Source organism: Rahnella sikkimica (assembly GCF_002951615.1).
GTDB classification, from domain to species: domain Bacteria; phylum Pseudomonadota; class Gammaproteobacteria; order Enterobacterales; family Enterobacteriaceae; genus Rahnella; species Rahnella sikkimica.
Genome location: NZ_CP019062.1, coordinates 3,112,076 through 3,129,785, shown reverse-complemented (window position 1 = coordinate 3,129,785; position 17,710 = coordinate 3,112,076). Strand labels below are relative to the sequence as shown.

15 protein-coding genes and 2 tRNA genes are annotated in these 17,710 nt (G+C 50.6%); 13 read left to right on the top strand and 4 right to left on the bottom strand.

Features of this window, described 5'->3' with window-relative positions; translation table 11 throughout:
- Positions 1-54 precede the first annotated feature (54 nt).
- Together BV494_RS14435 and cgtA are read left to right on the top strand one after the other, a co-directional pair.
- The gene (locus BV494_RS14435; RefSeq protein ID WP_104923500.1) at positions 55-1,011 is read left to right on the top strand and encodes a DMT family transporter; all 957 of its coding nucleotides are present in this window, start codon (positions 55-57) and stop codon (positions 1,009-1,011) included.
- Positions 1,012-1,044: 33 nt separating this feature from the next.
- A complete protein-coding gene (gene cgtA, locus BV494_RS14430) occupies positions 1,045-2,217 on the top strand; it encodes an Obg family GTPase CgtA (protein WP_104923499.1) in 1,173 nt (390 codons plus the stop codon).
- 72 nt (positions 2,218-2,289) lie between these two features.
- Here cgtA and pmrB read toward each other — a convergent pair whose 3' ends face one another.
- The 3 genes from pmrB to dacB are packed head-to-tail and all read right to left on the bottom strand — an operon-like array spanning position 2,290 to position 5,488.
- Positions 2,290-3,375, bottom strand: a complete 1,086-nt coding sequence (gene pmrB / locus BV494_RS14425; RefSeq protein WP_104923498.1) for a two-component system sensor histidine kinase PmrB — start codon at positions 3,373-3,375, stop codon at positions 2,290-2,292.
- Positions 3,372-4,034: a two-component system response regulator PmrA gene (gene pmrA, locus BV494_RS14420; RefSeq protein WP_104923497.1), complete on the bottom strand. Its 663-nt coding sequence runs from the start codon at positions 4,032-4,034 to the stop codon at positions 3,372-3,374. Before pmrA ends, pmrB begins: the two co-directional genes overlap by 4 nt.
- Before the next feature lie 20 nt (positions 4,035-4,054).
- On the bottom strand, positions 4,055-5,488 hold the full coding sequence (gene dacB / locus BV494_RS14415; protein WP_104923496.1) for a serine-type D-Ala-D-Ala carboxypeptidase: 1,434 nt from the start codon (positions 5,486-5,488) through the stop codon (positions 4,055-4,057).
- A gap of 282 nt (positions 5,489-5,770) precedes the next feature.
- On the opposite strand from dacB, the gene greA reads away from it, so the two are divergent.
- Positions 5,771-6,247 (top strand): transcription elongation factor GreA, encoded by a 477-nt coding sequence (gene greA / locus BV494_RS14410; RefSeq protein WP_104923495.1) that lies wholly within the window; start codon positions 5,771-5,773, stop codon positions 6,245-6,247.
- 180 nt (positions 6,248-6,427) lie between these two features.
- Here greA and yhbY read toward each other — a convergent pair whose 3' ends face one another.
- On the bottom strand, positions 6,428-6,724 hold the full coding sequence (gene yhbY / locus BV494_RS14405; RefSeq protein ID WP_095923662.1) for a ribosome assembly RNA-binding protein YhbY: 297 nt from the start codon (positions 6,722-6,724) through the stop codon (positions 6,428-6,430).
- A gap of 182 nt (positions 6,725-6,906) precedes the next feature.
- Here yhbY and rlmE point away from each other — a divergent pair, with 182 nt between their 5' ends.
- From rlmE to infB, 10 genes are all read left to right on the top strand, one after another.
- On the top strand, positions 6,907-7,536 hold the full coding sequence (gene rlmE / locus BV494_RS14400; protein WP_104923494.1) for a 23S rRNA (uridine(2552)-2'-O)-methyltransferase RlmE: 630 nt from the start codon (positions 6,907-6,909) through the stop codon (positions 7,534-7,536).
- A gap of 56 nt (positions 7,537-7,592) precedes the next feature.
- Positions 7,593-9,536 (top strand): ATP-dependent zinc metalloprotease FtsH, encoded by a 1,944-nt coding sequence (gene ftsH, locus BV494_RS14395; RefSeq protein WP_104923493.1) that lies wholly within the window; start codon positions 7,593-7,595, stop codon positions 9,534-9,536.
- A 124-nt stretch (positions 9,537-9,660) separates the two neighbouring features.
- The gene (gene folP, locus BV494_RS14390) at positions 9,661-10,500 is read left to right on the top strand and encodes a dihydropteroate synthase (RefSeq protein ID WP_104923492.1); all 840 of its coding nucleotides are present in this window, start codon (positions 9,661-9,663) and stop codon (positions 10,498-10,500) included.
- Between the two features lie 2 nt (positions 10,501-10,502).
- Complete coding sequence (gene glmM, locus BV494_RS14385) at positions 10,503-11,843, top strand: phosphoglucosamine mutase (protein WP_104923491.1); 1,341 nt, start codon at positions 10,503-10,505, stop codon at positions 11,841-11,843.
- Positions 11,844-12,102: 259 nt separating this feature from the next.
- Positions 12,103-12,438, top strand: coding sequence for a preprotein translocase subunit SecG (gene secG, locus BV494_RS14380; protein WP_101078321.1), 336 nt, complete (start codon positions 12,103-12,105; stop codon positions 12,436-12,438).
- Positions 12,439-12,521: 83 nt separating this feature from the next.
- Positions 12,522-12,608, top strand: a tRNA-Leu gene (locus tag BV494_RS14375).
- Positions 12,609-12,667: 59 nt separating this feature from the next.
- Positions 12,668-12,744: transfer RNA gene (locus BV494_RS14370), tRNA-Met, on the top strand.
- Positions 12,745-12,975: 231 nt separating this feature from the next.
- A complete protein-coding gene (gene rimP, locus BV494_RS14365) occupies positions 12,976-13,428 on the top strand; it encodes a ribosome maturation factor RimP (RefSeq protein ID WP_157825410.1) in 453 nt (150 codons plus the stop codon).
- Between the two features lie 23 nt (positions 13,429-13,451).
- Positions 13,452-14,960, top strand: a complete 1,509-nt coding sequence (gene nusA, locus BV494_RS14360; protein ID WP_104923490.1) for a transcription termination factor NusA — start codon at positions 13,452-13,454, stop codon at positions 14,958-14,960.
- A gap of 24 nt (positions 14,961-14,984) precedes the next feature.
- Complete coding sequence (gene infB / locus BV494_RS14355; RefSeq protein WP_104923489.1) at positions 14,985-17,678, top strand: translation initiation factor IF-2; 2,694 nt, start codon at positions 14,985-14,987, stop codon at positions 17,676-17,678.
- Positions 17,679-17,710: the final 32 nt, after the last annotated feature.

Genomic DNA, 17,710 nt, shown 5'->3' with positions numbered 1-17,710 from the left:
CCCGCAATTCGTTGCGGGGCTTTTTACATTCTGGTTAGCCCATTCTGGCGGGATATGGACACAAAATCACAGGCATCTGTTGGCATCCTGTTGGCGCTGATTACTGCTATCAGTTGGGGTTCTTTACCCATCGCCATGAAGCAGGTGCTGGTGGTCATGGATCCCTTTACTGTGGTTTGGTACCGGTTTTCTCTGGCAGCAATTGTGCTGGGGTGCATTCTGGCTGTAAAGCGCAGGTTGCCGCCCAGAACGATTTTTAATCGCCCGCGCTGGCTGGTTTTAGTGTTGATCGCTACATGCGGATTGCTGGGGAACTTCGTTCTTTTTAGTTCTTCGCTGCAGTTTCTAAGCCCGACAGCCTCTCAGGTTATCGGCCAACTTTCGCCGGTCGGAATGATGTTTGCGAGTGTGATCATCCTGAAAGAAAGGATGCGAATCACACAGGTCATTGGCGCCAGTATGCTGATTTTCGGGTTGGTATTGTTCTTTAATACCAGCCTGATTGAAATTTTCACCCGCCTCACGGATTACACTTTGGGTGTGATCTTTGGTGTCGGGGCAGCCTCTGTTTGGGTGGTTTATGGTGTGGCACAGAAAGTATTACTGCGCCAACTTGCCTCGCCGCAGATCCTGTTTTTGCTGTACACTTTATGTTCTATCGCATTGCTCCCGCTGGCCAGCCCGGCGGTGCTTTCACAGCTCAGCGGCTGGCAGTTTGCCTGTCTGTTGTTTTGCGGCGCGAATACCCTGGTAGGATATGGCGCCTTAGCGGAAGCGATGGCGAGATGGCAGGCGGCCCAGGTCAGTGCAATTGTGACGCTGACTCCGCTGTTTACCCTGCTATTTTCAGATTTACTGGCATTTGCCTGGCCTGACTTTTTTGCTGCACCCGTGCTCAATTTTATTGGTTATATCGGGGCAATTGTGGTGGTGGCGGGGGCAATGTTTTCCGCAGTTGGCCATCGCTGGTGGCCACGTCGGACAGAGCAAAACCTGGCAGCTAAACACTAGCTGCACGGCGAATGATTTACGGAGACGGTACAAATGAAGTTTGTTGATGAAGCCACGATTCTGGTTGTGGCCGGTGATGGCGGTAACGGGTGCGTCAGCTTCCGCCGCGAAAAATATATCCCCCGTGGTGGCCCTGATGGCGGCGACGGCGGTGACGGCGGTGATGTTTACCTGCTTGCTGATGAAAACCTTAATACGCTGATCGATTTCCGCTTTGTGAAATCTTATCGTGCTGAGCGCGGAACCAACGGTCAAAGCAGCGACTGTACGGGTAAGCGCGGTAAAGACATCACCATCAAAGTGCCTGTCGGAACACGTGTTCTGGATCAGAGTACGGGCGAAGTGCTGGCCGATATGACCCAAAATGGTCAGATCAATATGGTGGCTAAAGGCGGTTTCCACGGTTTGGGCAACACCCGTTTCAAATCTTCCGTGAACCGTTCGCCGCGTCAAAAAACTATGGGCACCAAAGGCGAAGAGCGTGATATCGCCCTTGAGCTTATGCTGTTAGCTGATGTAGGGATGCTGGGCCTGCCAAATGCGGGTAAATCCACATTTATCCGTTCAGTGTCTGCTGCAAAGCCGAAAGTGGCTGACTATCCGTTTACCACTTTGGTTCCGAGCCTCGGTGTTGTGCGTATGGATCACGAGCAAAGCTTCGTGGTTGCCGACATCCCGGGTCTGATCGAAGGCGCTTCTGAAGGCGCGGGCCTCGGTATCCGTTTCCTGAAGCACCTTGAGCGCTGCCGCGTTCTGTTGCACCTGATTGATATTGCGCCAGTCGACGAATCTGATCCGATCGAAAATGCTAAAGTCATTATCAACGAACTGAAGCAATACAACGCCAAGCTGGCTGAAAAGCCGCGCTGGTTAGTGTTCAACAAAGTTGATCTGATCGAAAAAGAAGAAGCAGAAGCACGTGCTAAAACGATCGCTGAAGCTTTAGGCTGGGAAGGTAATTATTACCTGATTTCCGCGGCAAATCGTGAAGGCGTTAACGCACTGTGTTGGGATGTGATGAAATTCATCAATGAAAATCCTAAGCACATGGCCGTTGAAGCGGCTATCCCAGAGAAAGTTGAGTTCATGTGGGATGATTATCACCGTGAACAGCTGGCTGAAGTGGAATCTGAAGCTGACGACGACTGGGATGATGACTGGGATGAAGATGACGACGAAGGTGTCGAAATCATTTACGAACGTTAATCTCCCGTCCTTACGTTGTGATTAAATCGAGAAGGCTCCCAGTTCAGGGGAGCCTTTTTTAATGTGTGCTCTTCAGAGATGACGGCGTGTTAATGAGGTTTGCAATGCCAGATCAGGTAACCAGCATTGCGCGCTGAGTCCTTTAGCCGCAGCGCGGTTACGAAGCGTCAGGGTTCCACCGTGTAAATTCGCAATACGTATGACAATATTCAAACCTAACCCGCTGCCGCCATAGCGCTCATCGCCTCGTTTGAAGGCTTGTGTCAGTTCGCTGGCTTTGGCTTCATTAATGCCCGGACCTTCGTCGTTAATCTGTATCAGAAAACCGTTGTTCTGAGGTTCAATCGCGATAGTGATTTCACTGTTCTCCGGCCCGTACCGGTACGCGTTTTCAACCAGATTTCGTACCATAAGCCGGAGCAGTACCGCATCTCCCTGAATTTCTGCCCGCACCGGCGTATGCACGATCAATTTTTGCTGACGATCGGCAAGCATTTCACTCAGTTCTTCCCTGAGAGGTCTGACGACGTGACTCACCAGATCCACCTGCTGATATTCGCCTTTTGCAAAATTTTGCCCGGCGCGCGAAAGCATCAGTAATTGTTCGATGGTATGCATCAACAGATCGATGCGATTTATCAGCGTATCGCTGCCATCAACACCATTCTTTTGCATAATTTCAAGGTGCAACCTGACACCTGCCAGCGGCGTTCTCAGCTCATGCGCGGCATCGGCGGTGAACAGTCGTTCCTGTTGGATGGTGTTGGAAAGGCGTGAGAACAACTGATTGAGGGTGTTGGTGACGGCCACGATCTCCCGTATTTCACTGTTCAATGGCAGCGGCGTCAGGTTATCCGCAGAGCGGGTTTCCAGGCGTTCTTGTAACTGATTGAGCGGGCGGATAATCCAGCTGATGGCCCAGAAAGATAACACCAGCGTAATCGTCATCATCAGCAAAGAGGGCGCAATAAGAGACGCAATGGCTTCCGCTATCTCTTTCTCAACATGGGCATTGCGGACTTTTGCAGAAAGCGTGTCATTCACCAGCAGGTTTATCTGCTCCTGGCTCTCATGCCAAAGCCAGAAAACGCTGGTAAGTTGGGTGACGAAGAGGATCAGCGCCAGCATAACCAGCAGGCGGCGGCGCATACTGGTCATGGTAAAACTTCCAGACGATAGCCAATACCGCGGACTGTACGGATGAGTTCTTTGCCCAACTTACGCCGCAAATTGTGTACATGAACTTCCAGCGTATTGGAGCCCAAATCGTCCTGCCAGGTGTAGAGGTCTTGCTGAAGTAATTCCCGATTGACGGTCTGCCCGGCGCGCATCATCAGACGGGATAAAATGGCGAATTCTTTAGGCGTGACTTCCACCGGAGAGCCGCCAAGATAGGCCTGGTGTGACGAAAGATTAATGGTCAGATTTCCGACTGAGATTTGATTGTCGCTCTGCCCCTGATAACGGCGGATAAGCGCCCGGACGCGTGCCTGTAATTCAACCAGCGCGAAAGGTTTGATCAGATAGTCGTCCGCGCCAGCATCCAGACCATCAACGCGATCCTCCAGCGCATCGCGGGCAGTGAGAATCAGCACGGGGAGGGAAATATTTTGACGCCGCCACTGACGCAACAGCGTTGCGCCATCTTTGTCCGGTAATCCCAAATCCAGGATCACCAGACTGTACTGGCTGGTTTGGATCAGACTTTGCGCTTCGGCAGCTGTAGAAGCGCAGTCGCAAACATAATTATCACTGGTAAGTGCCAGAGATAATCCCTGCCGTAAAAGTTCATCGTCTTCAACTATCAGCAGTTTCATCGTCTGGCACGACTCCGTGGTTAATTATTTTGGTAGATGTCCTTGTAAAGACGGCTCTCAAAGCGCACCAGCGGAGCACGTCGTGTGCGCTGGTCTTCAGGCGGAACCGCGTAACCGGAGAGGAACTGGACAAATGCCATGCGCTGTCCGCTGGCCGTGGTGATAAAGCCTGCCAGGTTATAAACGCCAGCCAGTGAACCGGTTTTCGCCGACACTTTGCCATCTACGCCTGCTTCATGAAGACCGCCGCGATATTGCAAGGTTCCGTCATGGCCCGCCAATGGCAGCATTGAAATAAAGTCTAACTCTTTATCGTGCTGCGCGATGTATTGCAGCACCTGCATCATGGTGGCCGGTGACAATAAATCATGGCGGGAAAGGCCGGAGCCATCAACCTGAATCGAGTTACCCAAATCCACGCCTGCTTTCTGACGCAGGATCTGACGAACTGCATCTGAACCCGCGCGCCAGGTACCCGGCACGCCAAAGCGCTGATGGCCAATCGTACGAAAGACTGTATCGGCGATCATGTTGTCGGATTTTTTCAGCATCTGATGTAGCAAGTCATGCAACGGAACGGACTGCGTTTGAGCGAGCACGGTTCCGGCAGGCGTTTGCTGAGTCTGGCGTTTTAACGTGCCATCAATCTGAATATCGGCTTGCAGCAACTCGTCTTTGAGAATTGCGCCCGCATAACTAGCGCCATCCTGAATCGCAAAGGCCAGGGGCAATGGCTCACTGCGCTGAGTCAGACAGCCTGTCAGCGTGTAACGGTTAAACTCGCCCGGCACCACATCCAGCTCGCAGTACTGTGCATCCGGCGAACCTTTAGCCAGGGTGCGTACTTCGCTAAACATGTGAACAGGATAATAGGATGCCACGCGGATAAAGGCATTTTCGTCCGGTTTTGGGGCGCTGTAGAGGGAAACAGAAAAACAGTTTCTGTCGACAATCGCGGCAGCCGGCGGTGCGCTGAAACACTGGGTGATATCGTTCCAGGGCCAGCCGGGGGCTTTATCGTGGCTGGCAAACACGGAAGTGTTAATGACCACGTCGCCACTGATTTCTCTGATGCCCTGTTTTTTTAGCACAGCGACCATATTCCGAATATTCTGACGTTTTAGCGTCGGATCGCCGGAAAAACGAGCAACCAGATCACCTTTCAGAACGCCGTCTGAAACGGAACCCGGAGTTTCAAGCGTGGTGGTGAAGCGGAAATCGGGGCCCAGCTGCAAGAGAGCTGCCAGCGCCGTGAGAATTTTCATTGTACTGGCAGGCAGGGCCATCTGCGAACCGTGATAATCAAGCACGGGGGCAGGGGCGCCGATTTTCTGTACCAGCACAGCCAGATTCGTGCCATCCGGCAGATATTCTGTGTAATTCTCGATCTGGGCCGCATTTGTATTCAGAACAAACGCGCATGCTAATCCACTGACAATTCGTAAAAAACGCATTATTTTGAGTAAAGGCTCTGGGTAACGGCAGGATAAAGTGGTGCCATACTACGATGCTACGAACCAAGGCGCAACGTGGCTGAAAGTAAACGATGATCCTCAGTGAACTCTACGTTAAAATACGAATCATAATGCAAAATGAATCCTGACCTGGTGGTAACACCGGGAAAGGTTTTTTTTGTTTTTCGCCAGAGAGAGTCGGTCAGAAAAGCTGGCTTAAATTCTTACCTGATTCAATCAGGACGGTGTTTACCGAAAGGACATAGTTAGAGGTATAAATATATGAAACCGATTCCGATGACGTTGCGTGGCGCAGAAAGATTACGTGAAGAACTTGATCATCTGAAGGGCGTCCGTCGCCCGAAAATTATTGCAGATATTGCAACAGCGCGTGAACACGGCGATTTGAAAGAGAATGCTGAATACCACGCAGCCCGCGAACAGCAGGGTTTTTGCGAAGGTCGTATTCAGGAAATCGAAGCCAAGCTTTCTAATGCTCAGGTTATTGATGTCACAAAAATGCCGGCAACCGGTCGTGTCATTTTTGGCGCTACAGTGAAAGTACTGAACCTGGACACTGAAGAAGAGCAGACCTATCGCATTGTGGGCGATGACGAAGCTGATTTTAAGCAGAATCTGATTTCTGTGAACTCACCGATTGCACGCGGTTTGATCGGTAAAGAACAGGATGATGTGGTTGTTATCAAAACGCCTGGCGGTGATGTTGAGTTTGAAGTACTGAAGGTTGAGTATCTCTAAAATCTGCATTAAAAAGGGCGAAACGCGTTGTTTCGCCCTGTAAATCTCACATTCATGCAGTGAATTGCTTCACAGTAAATTGAAAACTAAAGTAAAAAGGCCACCTGAGGCCTTTCCCTGAACGTGATTTCGTGGCACCTTTCCGAAAATCTAAAGCGCTTTTCGTTAAACCTTAACGAATTAACGCGGTAAGATAATTTTGCGGTCTTCGGTAGAAGGGCGATAAAGTACCAGCATATTGCCGATGACTTGCACATTACACGCCTTGGTTTCACGCACGATTGCGTCTACGATCAAGGTCTTCGTTTCGCGTTCTTCTGCCGCGACTTTTACCTTGATCAGCTCGTGATGCTGCAGCGCCTGTTCAATTTCGGCGAGCACGCCTTCAGTCAGGCCGTTGTTACCCAGCATGACAACCGGTTTTAGGGGATGTGCCAGACCTTTCAGGTACTGTTTTTGTTTATTGTTAAGATTCATCGTCTTTTTTGCTTAAGTTGGGATTGAAAACGGGTCATTCTACCGCCATCTCATGTATATCACCAACCCGGACTGCTCCGGGAAGTGAATTATACTGACTTAGCCATAGACGTCATGATGCTAACAGCTTGTTCCAAAAGCTCTAACACAGGGTGGTTGGAAAACTATATGGTTACTAAATAATGTCTATTAAAAAGCGTTCTGCAAGTTCCACCCGCTGGCTGCAGGAACACTTTAGCGATAAATATGTGATTCAGGCTCAGAAAAAAGGTCTGCGTTCCCGCGCCTGGTTTAAGCTTGATGAAATACAGCAAAGCGATAAGCTGTTTAAACCCGGGATGACGATTGTGGATTTAGGCGCAGCGCCCGGTGGATGGTCACAGTTTGCCGCAACACTGATCGGTAGCAAAGGGCGCATCATTGCTCTTGACCTTTTACCTATGGATCCTATTGTTGGAGTCGATTTCCTTCAGGGGGATTTTCGTGATGAATTAGTTCTCAAAGCGCTGCTTGAACGCGTGGGAGAAAACAAAGTTCAGGTGGTCATGTCCGATATGGCCCCGAATATGAGCGGTACTCCGGCAGTCGATATTCCAAAATCGATGTATCTGGTTGAGTTAGCACTGGATATGTGTCGGGATGTATTAGCACCAGGCGGAAGTTTCCTGGTGAAGGTGTTTCAGGGAGATGGCTTTGATGAATACCTGCGGGAAATTCGCTCCCTGTTTACGAAGGTGAAGATTCGTAAGCCAGACGCTTCCCGAGCACGTTCGCGAGAAGTGTACATCGTAGCGACAGGGCGGAAACTGTAGTCCCCTAACGCTGTTTGTTAACACAGTTGTAATATGAGGTTAATCCCTTGAGTGACATGGCGAAGAACCTGATCCTCTGGTTAGTCATCGCAGTTGTATTGATGTCTGTATTTCAGAGTTTTGGGCCCAGCGAGTCGAATGGTAGTAAGGTGGATTACACTACCTTTACTACCGAAGTGGCCCAAGACCAGGTTCGTGAAGTACGTATCAACGGACGTGCGATTGATGTAATCAAGAAAGACAGCAGCAAGTACACCACTTATATCCCGGTAAATGACCCTAAATTACTGGATACGCTGCTGAGCAAAAACGTGAAAGTTGTCGGCGAACCGCCTGAACAGCAGAGTTTCCTCGCAACTATCTTTATTTCATGGTTCCCGATGCTGCTGCTGATTGGCGTCTGGATATTCTTCATGCGACAAATGCAGGGTGGCGGTGGCAAAGGCGCAATGTCCTTTGGTAAAAGCAAAGCCCGCATGCTGACGGAAGACCAAATCAAAACGACATTCGCGGATGTTGCAGGTTGTGACGAAGCGAAGGAAGAAGTGAGCGAACTGGTAGATTACCTGCGCGAGCCAAGCCGTTTCCAGAAATTGGGCGGTAAAATTCCTAAAGGCGTTCTGATGGTCGGTCCTCCGGGTACCGGTAAAACCTTGCTGGCAAAAGCCATCGCAGGTGAAGCAAAAGTTCCATTCTTCACTATTTCCGGTTCTGACTTCGTAGAAATGTTCGTGGGTGTGGGTGCGTCTCGTGTACGTGACATGTTCGAACAGGCGAAGAAAGCTGCTCCATGTATCATCTTTATCGATGAGATTGACGCCGTTGGCCGTCAGCGTGGTGCAGGTTTAGGCGGTGGTCACGATGAACGTGAACAAACGCTGAACCAGATGCTGGTTGAGATGGATGGCTTTGAAGGTAACGAAGGGATCATTGTTATTGCCGCGACCAACCGTCCGGACGTTCTTGACCCGGCATTGCTGCGTCCAGGTCGTTTTGACCGTCAGGTTGTCGTGGGTCTGCCAGACGTTCGTGGCCGTGAACAGATTCTGAAAGTTCACATGCGTCGCGTTCCTTTAGCGACTGATGTTGAGCCTTCTGTTATTGCCCGTGGTACACCTGGCTTCTCCGGTGCTGACCTGGCAAACCTGGTCAACGAAGCCGCGCTCTTCTCTGCGCGTGGTAACAAACGCGTTGTGTCTATGGTTGAATTTGAGAAAGCCAAAGACAAAATCATGATGGGTGCGGAACGTCGCTCCATGGTGATGACAGAGTCGCAGAAAGAATCGACCGCGTACCATGAAGCTGGCCATGCCATCATTGGCCGTCTGGTTCCTGAACACGATCCTGTGCATAAAGTGACGATTATTCCCCGCGGACGTGCATTGGGTGTGACCTTCTTCCTGCCTGTAGGCGATGCTATCAGTGCAAGCCGTCAGAAACTTGAAAGCCAGATTTCTACCCTGTACGGTGGCCGTCTTGCGGAAGAGATTATCTATGGCGTGGAAAAAGTGTCTACCGGTGCTTCTAACGACATCAAAGTTGCAACATCTATTGCCCGTAACATGGTTACGCAGTGGGGCTTCTCAGAGAAATTAGGTCCGTTGCTGTATGCGGAAGAAGAAGGCGAAGTCTTCCTCGGCCGTTCAGTCGCGAAAGCTAAGCATATGTCTGATGAAACTGCCCGTATCATCGATCAGGAAGTGAAATCACTGGTTGAACGTAACTATGCGCGTGCACGTACTTTGCTGATGGAAAACATGGATATCCTTCATTCAATGAAAGATGCCCTGATGAAATATGAAACCATCGATGCACCACAAATTGACGACCTGATGAACCGTACAGAAGTTCGCCCTCCAGCGGGTTGGGACGATGTAAACGGTAAAAATGGCACTGACAATTCTAACGACGGTGGCGCGCCAAAAGCTCCAACGCCAGTTGATGAACCTCGTACGCCAAATCCTGGTAACACGATGTTTGAGCAATTCAGCGGCAAATAAGCCGCTGGTTAGAAAAGAATGCACAACTCTCAACCCCGGGCTTGCCCGGGGTTTTTTATGCGTGCATTCTTTCCCCCGAGATTTAAATACTGTTATTACTGATTGACCAGAAGGGACATGATTTATGCACCTCACAGCCAGAGAGTCGACGCTGGACCTCACTTTTCCCCAGGTCATGGGGATCCTGAATGTTACCCCTGATTCCTTTTCGGACGGCGGACGCCATAACACGCTCGAGCTTGCCATCAGGCACGCCCAGAAGATGGTGGATGCAGGCGCGACCCTCCTCGATATTGGCGGTGAATCAACACGTCCGGGCGCTGAAGAAGTCAGTGAGGACGAAGAACTGGCCCGTGTGGTACCGGTGGTTGAGGCGATTGCCCGGCGTTTTGATGTCTGGATCTCTGTAGATACCTCAAAGGCCAGTGTGATCCGCGAATCTGCGAAAGCGGGTATGCACCTGATCAACGATATTCGCTCGTTGCAGGAGCCAGGAGCATTGGCTGCGGCGGCGGAAACCGGATTGCCGGTCTGCCTGATGCACATGCAAGGTGATCCGAAAACGATGCAACATTCTCCGCATTACGACGATGTCGTTGCGGAAGTTGAACAATATCTTGTCGGGCAAATTGCGCGTTGTGTGAACGCCGGTATTCAGAAAAATAATTTGTTACTCGACCCCGGCTTCGGTTTCGGTAAAAATCTGGAGCACAATTACCAGATGCTCGCCAGACTGTCAGAGTTCCATCACCTGGGATTACCTCTTCTGGTGGGAATGTCGCGCAAATCTATGGTGGGACAACTGCTACATGTGTCTCCTGAAAAGCGGGTTACCGGAAGTGTCGCCTGTGCCGTCATCGCGGCCATGCAAGGCGCTCAGATAATTCGTGTACATGATGTCAAAGAAACCGTTGAAGCGATGCGTATCGTCGAAGCGACACTTTCTGCAAGGGATAAAAAATAATTATGAGCAACCGTAAATACTTTGGGACAGATGGCATTCGCGGGAAAGTAGGTGACAGCCCGATAACTCCTGAATTTGTTCTGAAGCTTGGCTGGGCTGCCGGTAAAGTGCTGGCACGACATGGTTCCCGCAAAGTCATTATCGGAAAGGACACCCGCATTTCTGGTTATATGCTGGAATCTGCGCTGGAAGCCGGGCTGGCTGCGGCCGGGCTTTCTGCTTCTTTCACCGGGCCGATGCCAACGCCAGCCGTTGCTTATCTCACCAGAACATTCAGGGCTGAAGCGGGGATCGTTATCTCTGCGTCGCATAACCCTTACTATGACAACGGGATCAAATTCTTCACCATCGACGGGACGAAGCTACCGGATGATGTGGAAGAGGCGATTGAAGCGGAGCTGGAAAAACCACTGACTTGCGTTGAATCCGCAGAACTGGGCAAAGCCAGCCGTATCGTTGACGCTGCAGGTCGTTACATCGAATTCTGCAAAGGCACATTCCCGACGGAATTGAGCCTGAATAGCCTGAAAATTGTGGTCGACTGTGCCAATGGCGCAACCTACCACATCGCGCCGAGCGTACTGCGTGAACTGGGCGCTAAAGTAATCGCGATCGGCTGCGAGCCCGACGGCATGAACATCAATGAAGAATGCGGTGCGACAGATGTGCGTCAGCTCCAGAAACGCGTTCTGGCGGAAAAAGCCGATCTCGGTCTGGCATTTGATGGCGACGGTGACCGTTTGATCATGGTCGACCATGAAGGCAATAAGGTTGATGGGGATCAGATCCTCTACATCATTGCGCGCGAAGGCTTACGTCAGGGTCAGTTGAAAGGCGGTGCAGTGGGCACGCTGATGAGCAATATGGGGCTGGAACTGGCTCTCAAACAGCTGGGCATCCCTTTCACCCGCGCGAAAGTGGGTGACCGCTACGTGCTGGAAAAAATGCAGGAAAAAGGTTGGCGGATTGGTGCTGAAAACTCAGGCCACATTATCCTGCTCGATAAAACCACGACGGGTGACGGTATCGTGGCAGGTTTGCAAGTGCTCACAGCAATGGTGCGCAACCATATGACGCTTCATGACCTTTGCAGTGGCATGAAACTGCTGCCGCAGATTTTAGTGAATGTCCGCTTTGCCGGTGAACACGATCCACTTGAATCTGATGATGTCAAAAAAGTGACTGCCGAAGTTGAAAAAGAACTGGGTGGCCGTGGCCGGGTACTGTTGCGTAAATCAGGTACAGAGCCGTTGCTGCGCGTTATGGTAGAAGGTGAAGACGCGGCGCTGGTTGAAAAACTGGCCAACCGTATCGCTGATGCGGTTAAAGCAGTAAAACCGTAAGCCAATAAAAAACAGTAAATTTTCATTTTTTACGCCGCCACTTTTTATCCGCAAGGCGGCGTAAAATGAATCACTTTGGTTGTTTTGATGGATATTTGACGATTTTTTCCGCAAACAAACAATCTGATGAAAATTGCCCTTGCGCGGTAATACGGCTTTGGTTAGTATTCACACCCGCTTCAGTGGGTCCTTGAGTGACCTGCTAAATTGGTGAGAAGCAATTGGCATGCGGTGAACCCGCGAGGATACAGGTACTACTATGTACGACGCTCTTCTGGTGATTTTCCTTATCGTAGCAATCGGCCTTGTGGCTTTGGTTATGCTGCAACAGGGTAAAGGCGCTGATATGGGAGCCTCTTTCGGAGCAGGTGCTTCTGGCACATTGTTCGGTTCGAGTGGTTCCGGTAACTTCATGACCCGCATGACAGGCATTTTGGCAGCACTGTTCTTTATCATTAGTTTGATTCTTGGGAACATGAGTACCAATAAAGGCCAAAAAGGTAGTGAGTGGGAAAACTTAAGTCAGCCAGCGCAAACTGAGCAGACAACTGCACCGGCCGCTCCAGCAGCGCCTAACAGTGACGTTCCTCACTAAGCAGTAAACTTCTTATCAAAAGAAGCAGAGTTTTAAACGATGGCTTGTGCTTGGACAGTATGAGCGGTTGTGAGAAAAAGAGTGCCGAGGTGGTGGAATTGGTAGACACGCTACCTTGAGGTGGTAGTGCCCGAATGGGCTTACGGGTTCAAGTCCCGTCCTCGGTACCAATCTTTATGATAACTTGCTTTTTAGCGGTTATCGGCGTAGTATTTGCCACGTTTTCGGACGCGGGGTGGAGCAGCCTGGTAGCTCGTCGGGCTCATAACCCGAAGGTCGTCGGTTCAAATCCGGCCCCCGCAACCACTTTCCCTAAGTGTTTATTTCAAATAGACTTTCAGTATCTTCCTGTGATGTTCTGCAGTTCCAATTTGAAAGCTTCAATTTGAAAATAATACTTTGCGAAAGTTGCACCGAAGCCGCCTGTGCGGCAAATAGGGTCCAGTTTCATAAAGCCCCGATTTATCGGGGTTTTTTGTTATTTGGCAACAGAATCACTGGGCTATTTAGCCCTTTTTTTATGTCTTGGGGGTGGGCTTGTCCACATTAGAACAAAAATTAACAGAGCTGATTTCAGCACCAGTCGAGGCACTTGGCTTTGAGCTGGTGGGCATCGAGTTCGTTCGGGCTCGCCAATCGACGTTGCGCATCTATATTGATAGTGACGCCGGGATCAATGTTGATGATTGTGCTGATGTCAGCCACCAGGTGAGCGCTGTGCTGGACGTAGAAGATCCAGTCACCGTCGCCTATAACCTGGAAGTTTCCTCTCCAGGCCTTGATCGTCCTATGTTCACCGCTGAACATTATCAACGTTTCCTCGGTGACGAAGTCAGCATTGTCCTGCGAATGGCTGTGCAGAACCGTCGCAAATGGCAGGGTATTATCAAAGCTGTCGAAGGCGAAATGATCACGGTGACAGTGGAAGGGAAAGATGAAGTGTTCGCACTGAGCAACATCCAGAAAGCGAACCTGGTACCCCACTTTTAAAGAGTTTGGAAGAGGCAACTAGGATGAACAAAGAGATTCTGGCTGTTGTAGAAGCAGTTTCTAATGAAAAATCCCTCCCGCGCGAGAAGATTTTTGAAGCGCTGGAAATTGCATTATCAACAGCGACCAAGAAAAAGTACGAGCAGGAAATCGAAGTCCGCGTCAGCATTGACCGCAAAACCGGTGACTTTGATACCTTCCGTCGTTGGGTTGCAGTCCACGAAGTGACTCAGCCAACCCGCGAGATCACTCTCGAGGCTGCACAATACGAAGATCCGTCTATTGAACTTGGCGGATACATCGAAGACCAGATTGAGTCGGTCACTTTTGACCGCATAACCACGCAGACTGCTAAACAAGTTATCGTACAAAAAGTACGTGAAGCAGAACGAGCTATGGTGGTTGAGCAATTCCGCGAACAGCAGGGCGAAATCGTCACTGGTGTCGTTAAAAAAGTAAATCGCGACAGCATCGCATTGGATTTAGGCAGCAACGCTGAAGCCGTTATCCTGCGTGAAGACATGCTTCCGCGTGAAAACTTCCGCTCTGGCGACCGTATTCGTGGCGTGCTGTATGATGTTCGCCCGGAAGCGCGTGGTGCTCAACTGTTCGTCAGCCGTTCACGTAACGAAATGCTGATCGAACTGTTCCGCATCGAAGTACCAGAAATCGGCGAAGAGCTGATCGAGATTAAAGCGGCAGCCCGTGATCCGGGTTCTCGTGCAAAAATCGCAGTGAAAACTAACGATAAACGTATCGACCCGGTAGGTGCCTGTGTCGGTATGCGTGGCGCACGCGTTCAGGCCGTATCCAGTGAACTGGGCGGTGAACGCATCGATATCATCCTTTGGGATGACAATCCTGCGCAATTCGTGATCAACGCTATGGCACCGGCAGATGTTGCCTCCATCGTTGTTGATGAAGATAAATGCACCATGGATATCGCCGTTGAAGCCAGCAACCTGGCACAGGCGATCGGCCGTAATGGTCAGAACGTGCGTTTGGCCTCCCAATTGTTGAAACAGCATCGTAGTGATGACAAGTGGGAACTGAACGTGATGACAGCAGACGACCTGCAAGCCAAACATCAGGCTGAGGCACACGCTGCGATTGCTACCTTCACGAAATACCTGGCCATTGATGAAGATTTTGCCACGGTCCTGGTAGAAGAAGGTTTCTCTACGCTTGAAGAACTGGCTTACGTACCAGTCAAAGAACTGCTTGAAATCGACGGCCTGGATGAAGACACCGTGGACGCGCTGCGCGAACGTGCAAAAGAAGCGCTGACCACCATTGCTTTAGCCCAGGAAGAAAGTCTCGGTGATAAAAAGCCTGCTGATGATCTGCTGAACCTGGCGGGTCTGGAACGTAGCATGGCATTTAAACTGGCTGCCCTAGGGGTTTGTACGCTGGAAGATCTTGCCGAGCAGGGTGTCGACGATCTGGCTGATATTGAAGGTCTTACTGACGAGCGGGCTGGTGAACTTATCATGGCTGCGCGCAATATCTGCTGGTTTGGCGACAACGCGTAATAAACTGTAGCAGGAAGGAACAGCATGACAGATGTAACTGTAAAATCGCTGGCGGCAGAGATTCAGACCCCGGTAGATCGCCTGGTACAGCAATTTGCTGATGCAGGGATCTCGAAGTCCGAAGCTGACTCTGTGACCCAGCAAGAAAAAGAAACATTGTTGGCGCATCTGAATGGTGGAAACGCCGGTGCGACAAACAAACTGACGTTACAACGCAAAACGCGTAGTACACTGAATATTCCGAGCACCGGCGGGAAGAGTAAATCGGTGCAAATCGAGGTCCGCAAGAAACGCACTTATGTTAAACGTGATATGACCGAGGCAGAAATTGCCCAGGCCGAAGCGGAAGAGCAGGCGAAGCGTGACGCGGAAGAACAGGCACAGCGTGTAGCAGCAGAGCAAGCCCAGCGCGAAGCTCAGGAAAAAGCCAAGCGCGCCGCCGAAGAGCAAGCTAAACGTGAGGCCGCTGATAAAGCTAAACGTGATGCAGCGGAAAAAGATAAAGTGACGAATCAACATACCGACGAAGTAACCAAACCAGCTCAGGCAGAGAAAGCACGCCGTGAAGCTGAAGCCGCAGAGCTGAAACGCAAAACGGAAGAAGAAGCCCAGCGTAAGCTTGAAGAAAACGCCAAGCGCATTGCAGAAGAAGCCCGTAAAATGGCGGATTCTGGTGTCTGGACTGAAACTGTCGCACCAAGCGAATCAGAATCTGCTGACTATCATGTCACCACTTCTACCCATGCCCGTGCTGCTGAAGACGAGAACGACGCCAAAGTTGAAGGCGAACGTCGCAGCCGTACCCGCGGTGGCAAAGCGACTAAGCAGAAGAAAGGCAATAAACTGTCTGAATCTAAAGCTGATCGCGAAGAAGCGCGTGCCGTTGGCCGTAATGGTAAAGGCAAACGTAAGCCAAGCACTCTGCAACAGAGCTTCAACAAGCCCGTTGCTGCAGTGAACCGTGACGTTGTGGTGGGTGAAACCATTACCGTTGCCGAACTGGCAAACAAAATGGCAGTTAAAGGTTCTCAGGTCATCAAAACGATGATGAAACTGGGCGCCATGGCCACCATCAACCAGGTTATCGATCAGGAAACTGCTCAGCTGGTTGCGGAAGAAATGGGCCACAAAGTTATCCTGCGTCGTGAAAACGAACTGGAAGAAGCGCTGATGAGCGACCGTGATACGGCCTCATCCGCTGCCGCTGAGCCACGCGCTCCGGTAGTGACCATCATGGGTCACGTTGACCACGGTAAAACTTCCCTGCTTGACTACATTCGCTCAACGAAAGTTGCTGCGGGCGAAGCCGGTGGTATTACTCAGCACATCGGTGCTTATCACGTTGAAACTGAAAACGGCATGATCACCTTCTTGGATACTCCGGGACACGCCGCATTTACATCAATGCGTGCTCGTGGTGCTAAGGCAACAGACATCGTGGTGCTGGTTGTTTCTGCAGATGATGGCGTGATGCCACAAACGATTGAAGCTGTTCAGCATGCGAAAGCCGCTGGTGTGCCAATCGTTGTTGCGGTCAACAAAATTGATAAGCCAGACTCTGATCCGGATCGCGTTCGTACTGAACTTTCTCAGTATGGCGTTATGCCAGAAGAGTGGGGCGGTGAGTCTCAGTTCATCCACGTATCTGCGAAAGTCGGTACGGGTATCGACGACCTGCTGCAAGCTATCTTGCTGCAAGCTGAAGTTCTCGAACTTAAAGCCGTTCGTACCGGCATGGCGAGTGGTGTTGTGATCGAATCCTTCCTGGATAAAGGTCGCGGCCCGGTAGCAACCGTTCTGGTTCAGGAAGGTACGCTGAACAAAGGCGATATCATTCTGTGTGGCTTCGAATACGGCCGCGTTCGTGCAATGCGTGATGAAATGGGCCGTGACATCCTGTCTGCGGGTCCATCTATCCCGGTGGAAGTGTTGGGTCTGTCCAGCGTTCCTGCTGCGGGTGATGAAGTCACTGTTGTTCGTGATGAGAAAAAAGCCCGTGAAGTTGCGCTTTACCGTCAGGGTAAATTCCGCGAAGTTAAACTGGCTCGTCAGCAGAAATCTAAACTGGAAAACATGTTTGCGAACATGACCGAAGGTGAAGTTTCTGAACTGAACATCGTTCTGAAATCTGACGTGCAGGGTTCTTGCGAAGCGATTTCTGATGCATTGCAAAGCTTGTCTACCGACGAAGTGAAAGTGAAAATCGTGGGTATGGGCGTCGGTGGTATCACCGAAACAGATGCAACGCTGGCAGCAGCTTCCCGTGCGATCATCCTGGGCTTCAACGTCCGTGCAGATGCTTCTGCCCGTCGTGTTGTTGAAAGCGAAAGCCTGGATCTGCGTTACTATTCCGTTATCTATAACCTGATTGACGAAGTTAAACAGGCAATGAGCGGTATGTTGGCGCCAGAATACAAACAGCAAATCATTGGCCTGGCTGAAGTTCGTGACGTGTTCAAGTCACCTAAATTCGGCGCAATTGCAGGTTGTATGGTTACTGAAGGTATGATCAAGCGTAACAACCCAATCCGTGTACTGCGTGATAACGTGGTGATCTACGAAGGCGAGCTGGAATCCCTGCGTCGCTTCAAAGATGACGTTGCTGAAGTTCGTAACGGCATGGAATGTGGTATCGGCGTTAAGAACTACAACGATGTGCGTGCTGGCGATGTGATCGAAGTCTTCGAAATCATCGAGATCAAACGTACTATCGCTTAACGTTTGCGAAGTAGCTGATATCCAGATGGGGG

Coding starts and splice junctions, on each gene's coding strand:
- BV494_RS14435 (WP_104923500.1), top strand. CDS start 55: ATGGACACAAAATCACAGGCATCTGTTGGCATCCTGTTGGCGCTGATT.
- cgtA (WP_104923499.1), top strand. CDS start 1,045: ATGAAGTTTGTTGATGAAGCCACGATTCTGGTTGTGGCCGGTGATGGC.
- pmrB (WP_104923498.1), bottom strand. CDS start 3,375: ATGACCAGTATGCGCCGCCGCCTGCTGGTTATGCTGGCGCTGATCCTC.
- pmrA (WP_104923497.1), bottom strand. CDS start 4,034: ATGAAACTGCTGATAGTTGAAGACGATGAACTTTTACGGCAGGGATTA.
- dacB (WP_104923496.1), bottom strand. CDS start 5,488: ATGCGTTTTTTACGAATTGTCAGTGGATTAGCATGCGCGTTTGTTCTG.
- greA (WP_104923495.1), top strand. CDS start 5,771: ATGAAACCGATTCCGATGACGTTGCGTGGCGCAGAAAGATTACGTGAA.
- yhbY (WP_095923662.1), bottom strand. CDS start 6,724: ATGAATCTTAACAATAAACAAAAACAGTACCTGAAAGGTCTGGCACAT.
- rlmE (WP_104923494.1), top strand. CDS start 6,907: ATGTCTATTAAAAAGCGTTCTGCAAGTTCCACCCGCTGGCTGCAGGAA.
- ftsH (WP_104923493.1), top strand. CDS start 7,593: ATGGCGAAGAACCTGATCCTCTGGTTAGTCATCGCAGTTGTATTGATG.
- folP (WP_104923492.1), top strand. CDS start 9,661: ATGCACCTCACAGCCAGAGAGTCGACGCTGGACCTCACTTTTCCCCAG.
- glmM (WP_104923491.1), top strand. CDS start 10,503: ATGAGCAACCGTAAATACTTTGGGACAGATGGCATTCGCGGGAAAGTA.
- secG (WP_101078321.1), top strand. CDS start 12,103: ATGTACGACGCTCTTCTGGTGATTTTCCTTATCGTAGCAATCGGCCTT.
- nusA (WP_104923490.1), top strand. CDS start 13,452: ATGAACAAAGAGATTCTGGCTGTTGTAGAAGCAGTTTCTAATGAAAAA.
- infB (WP_104923489.1), top strand. CDS start 14,985: ATGACAGATGTAACTGTAAAATCGCTGGCGGCAGAGATTCAGACCCCG.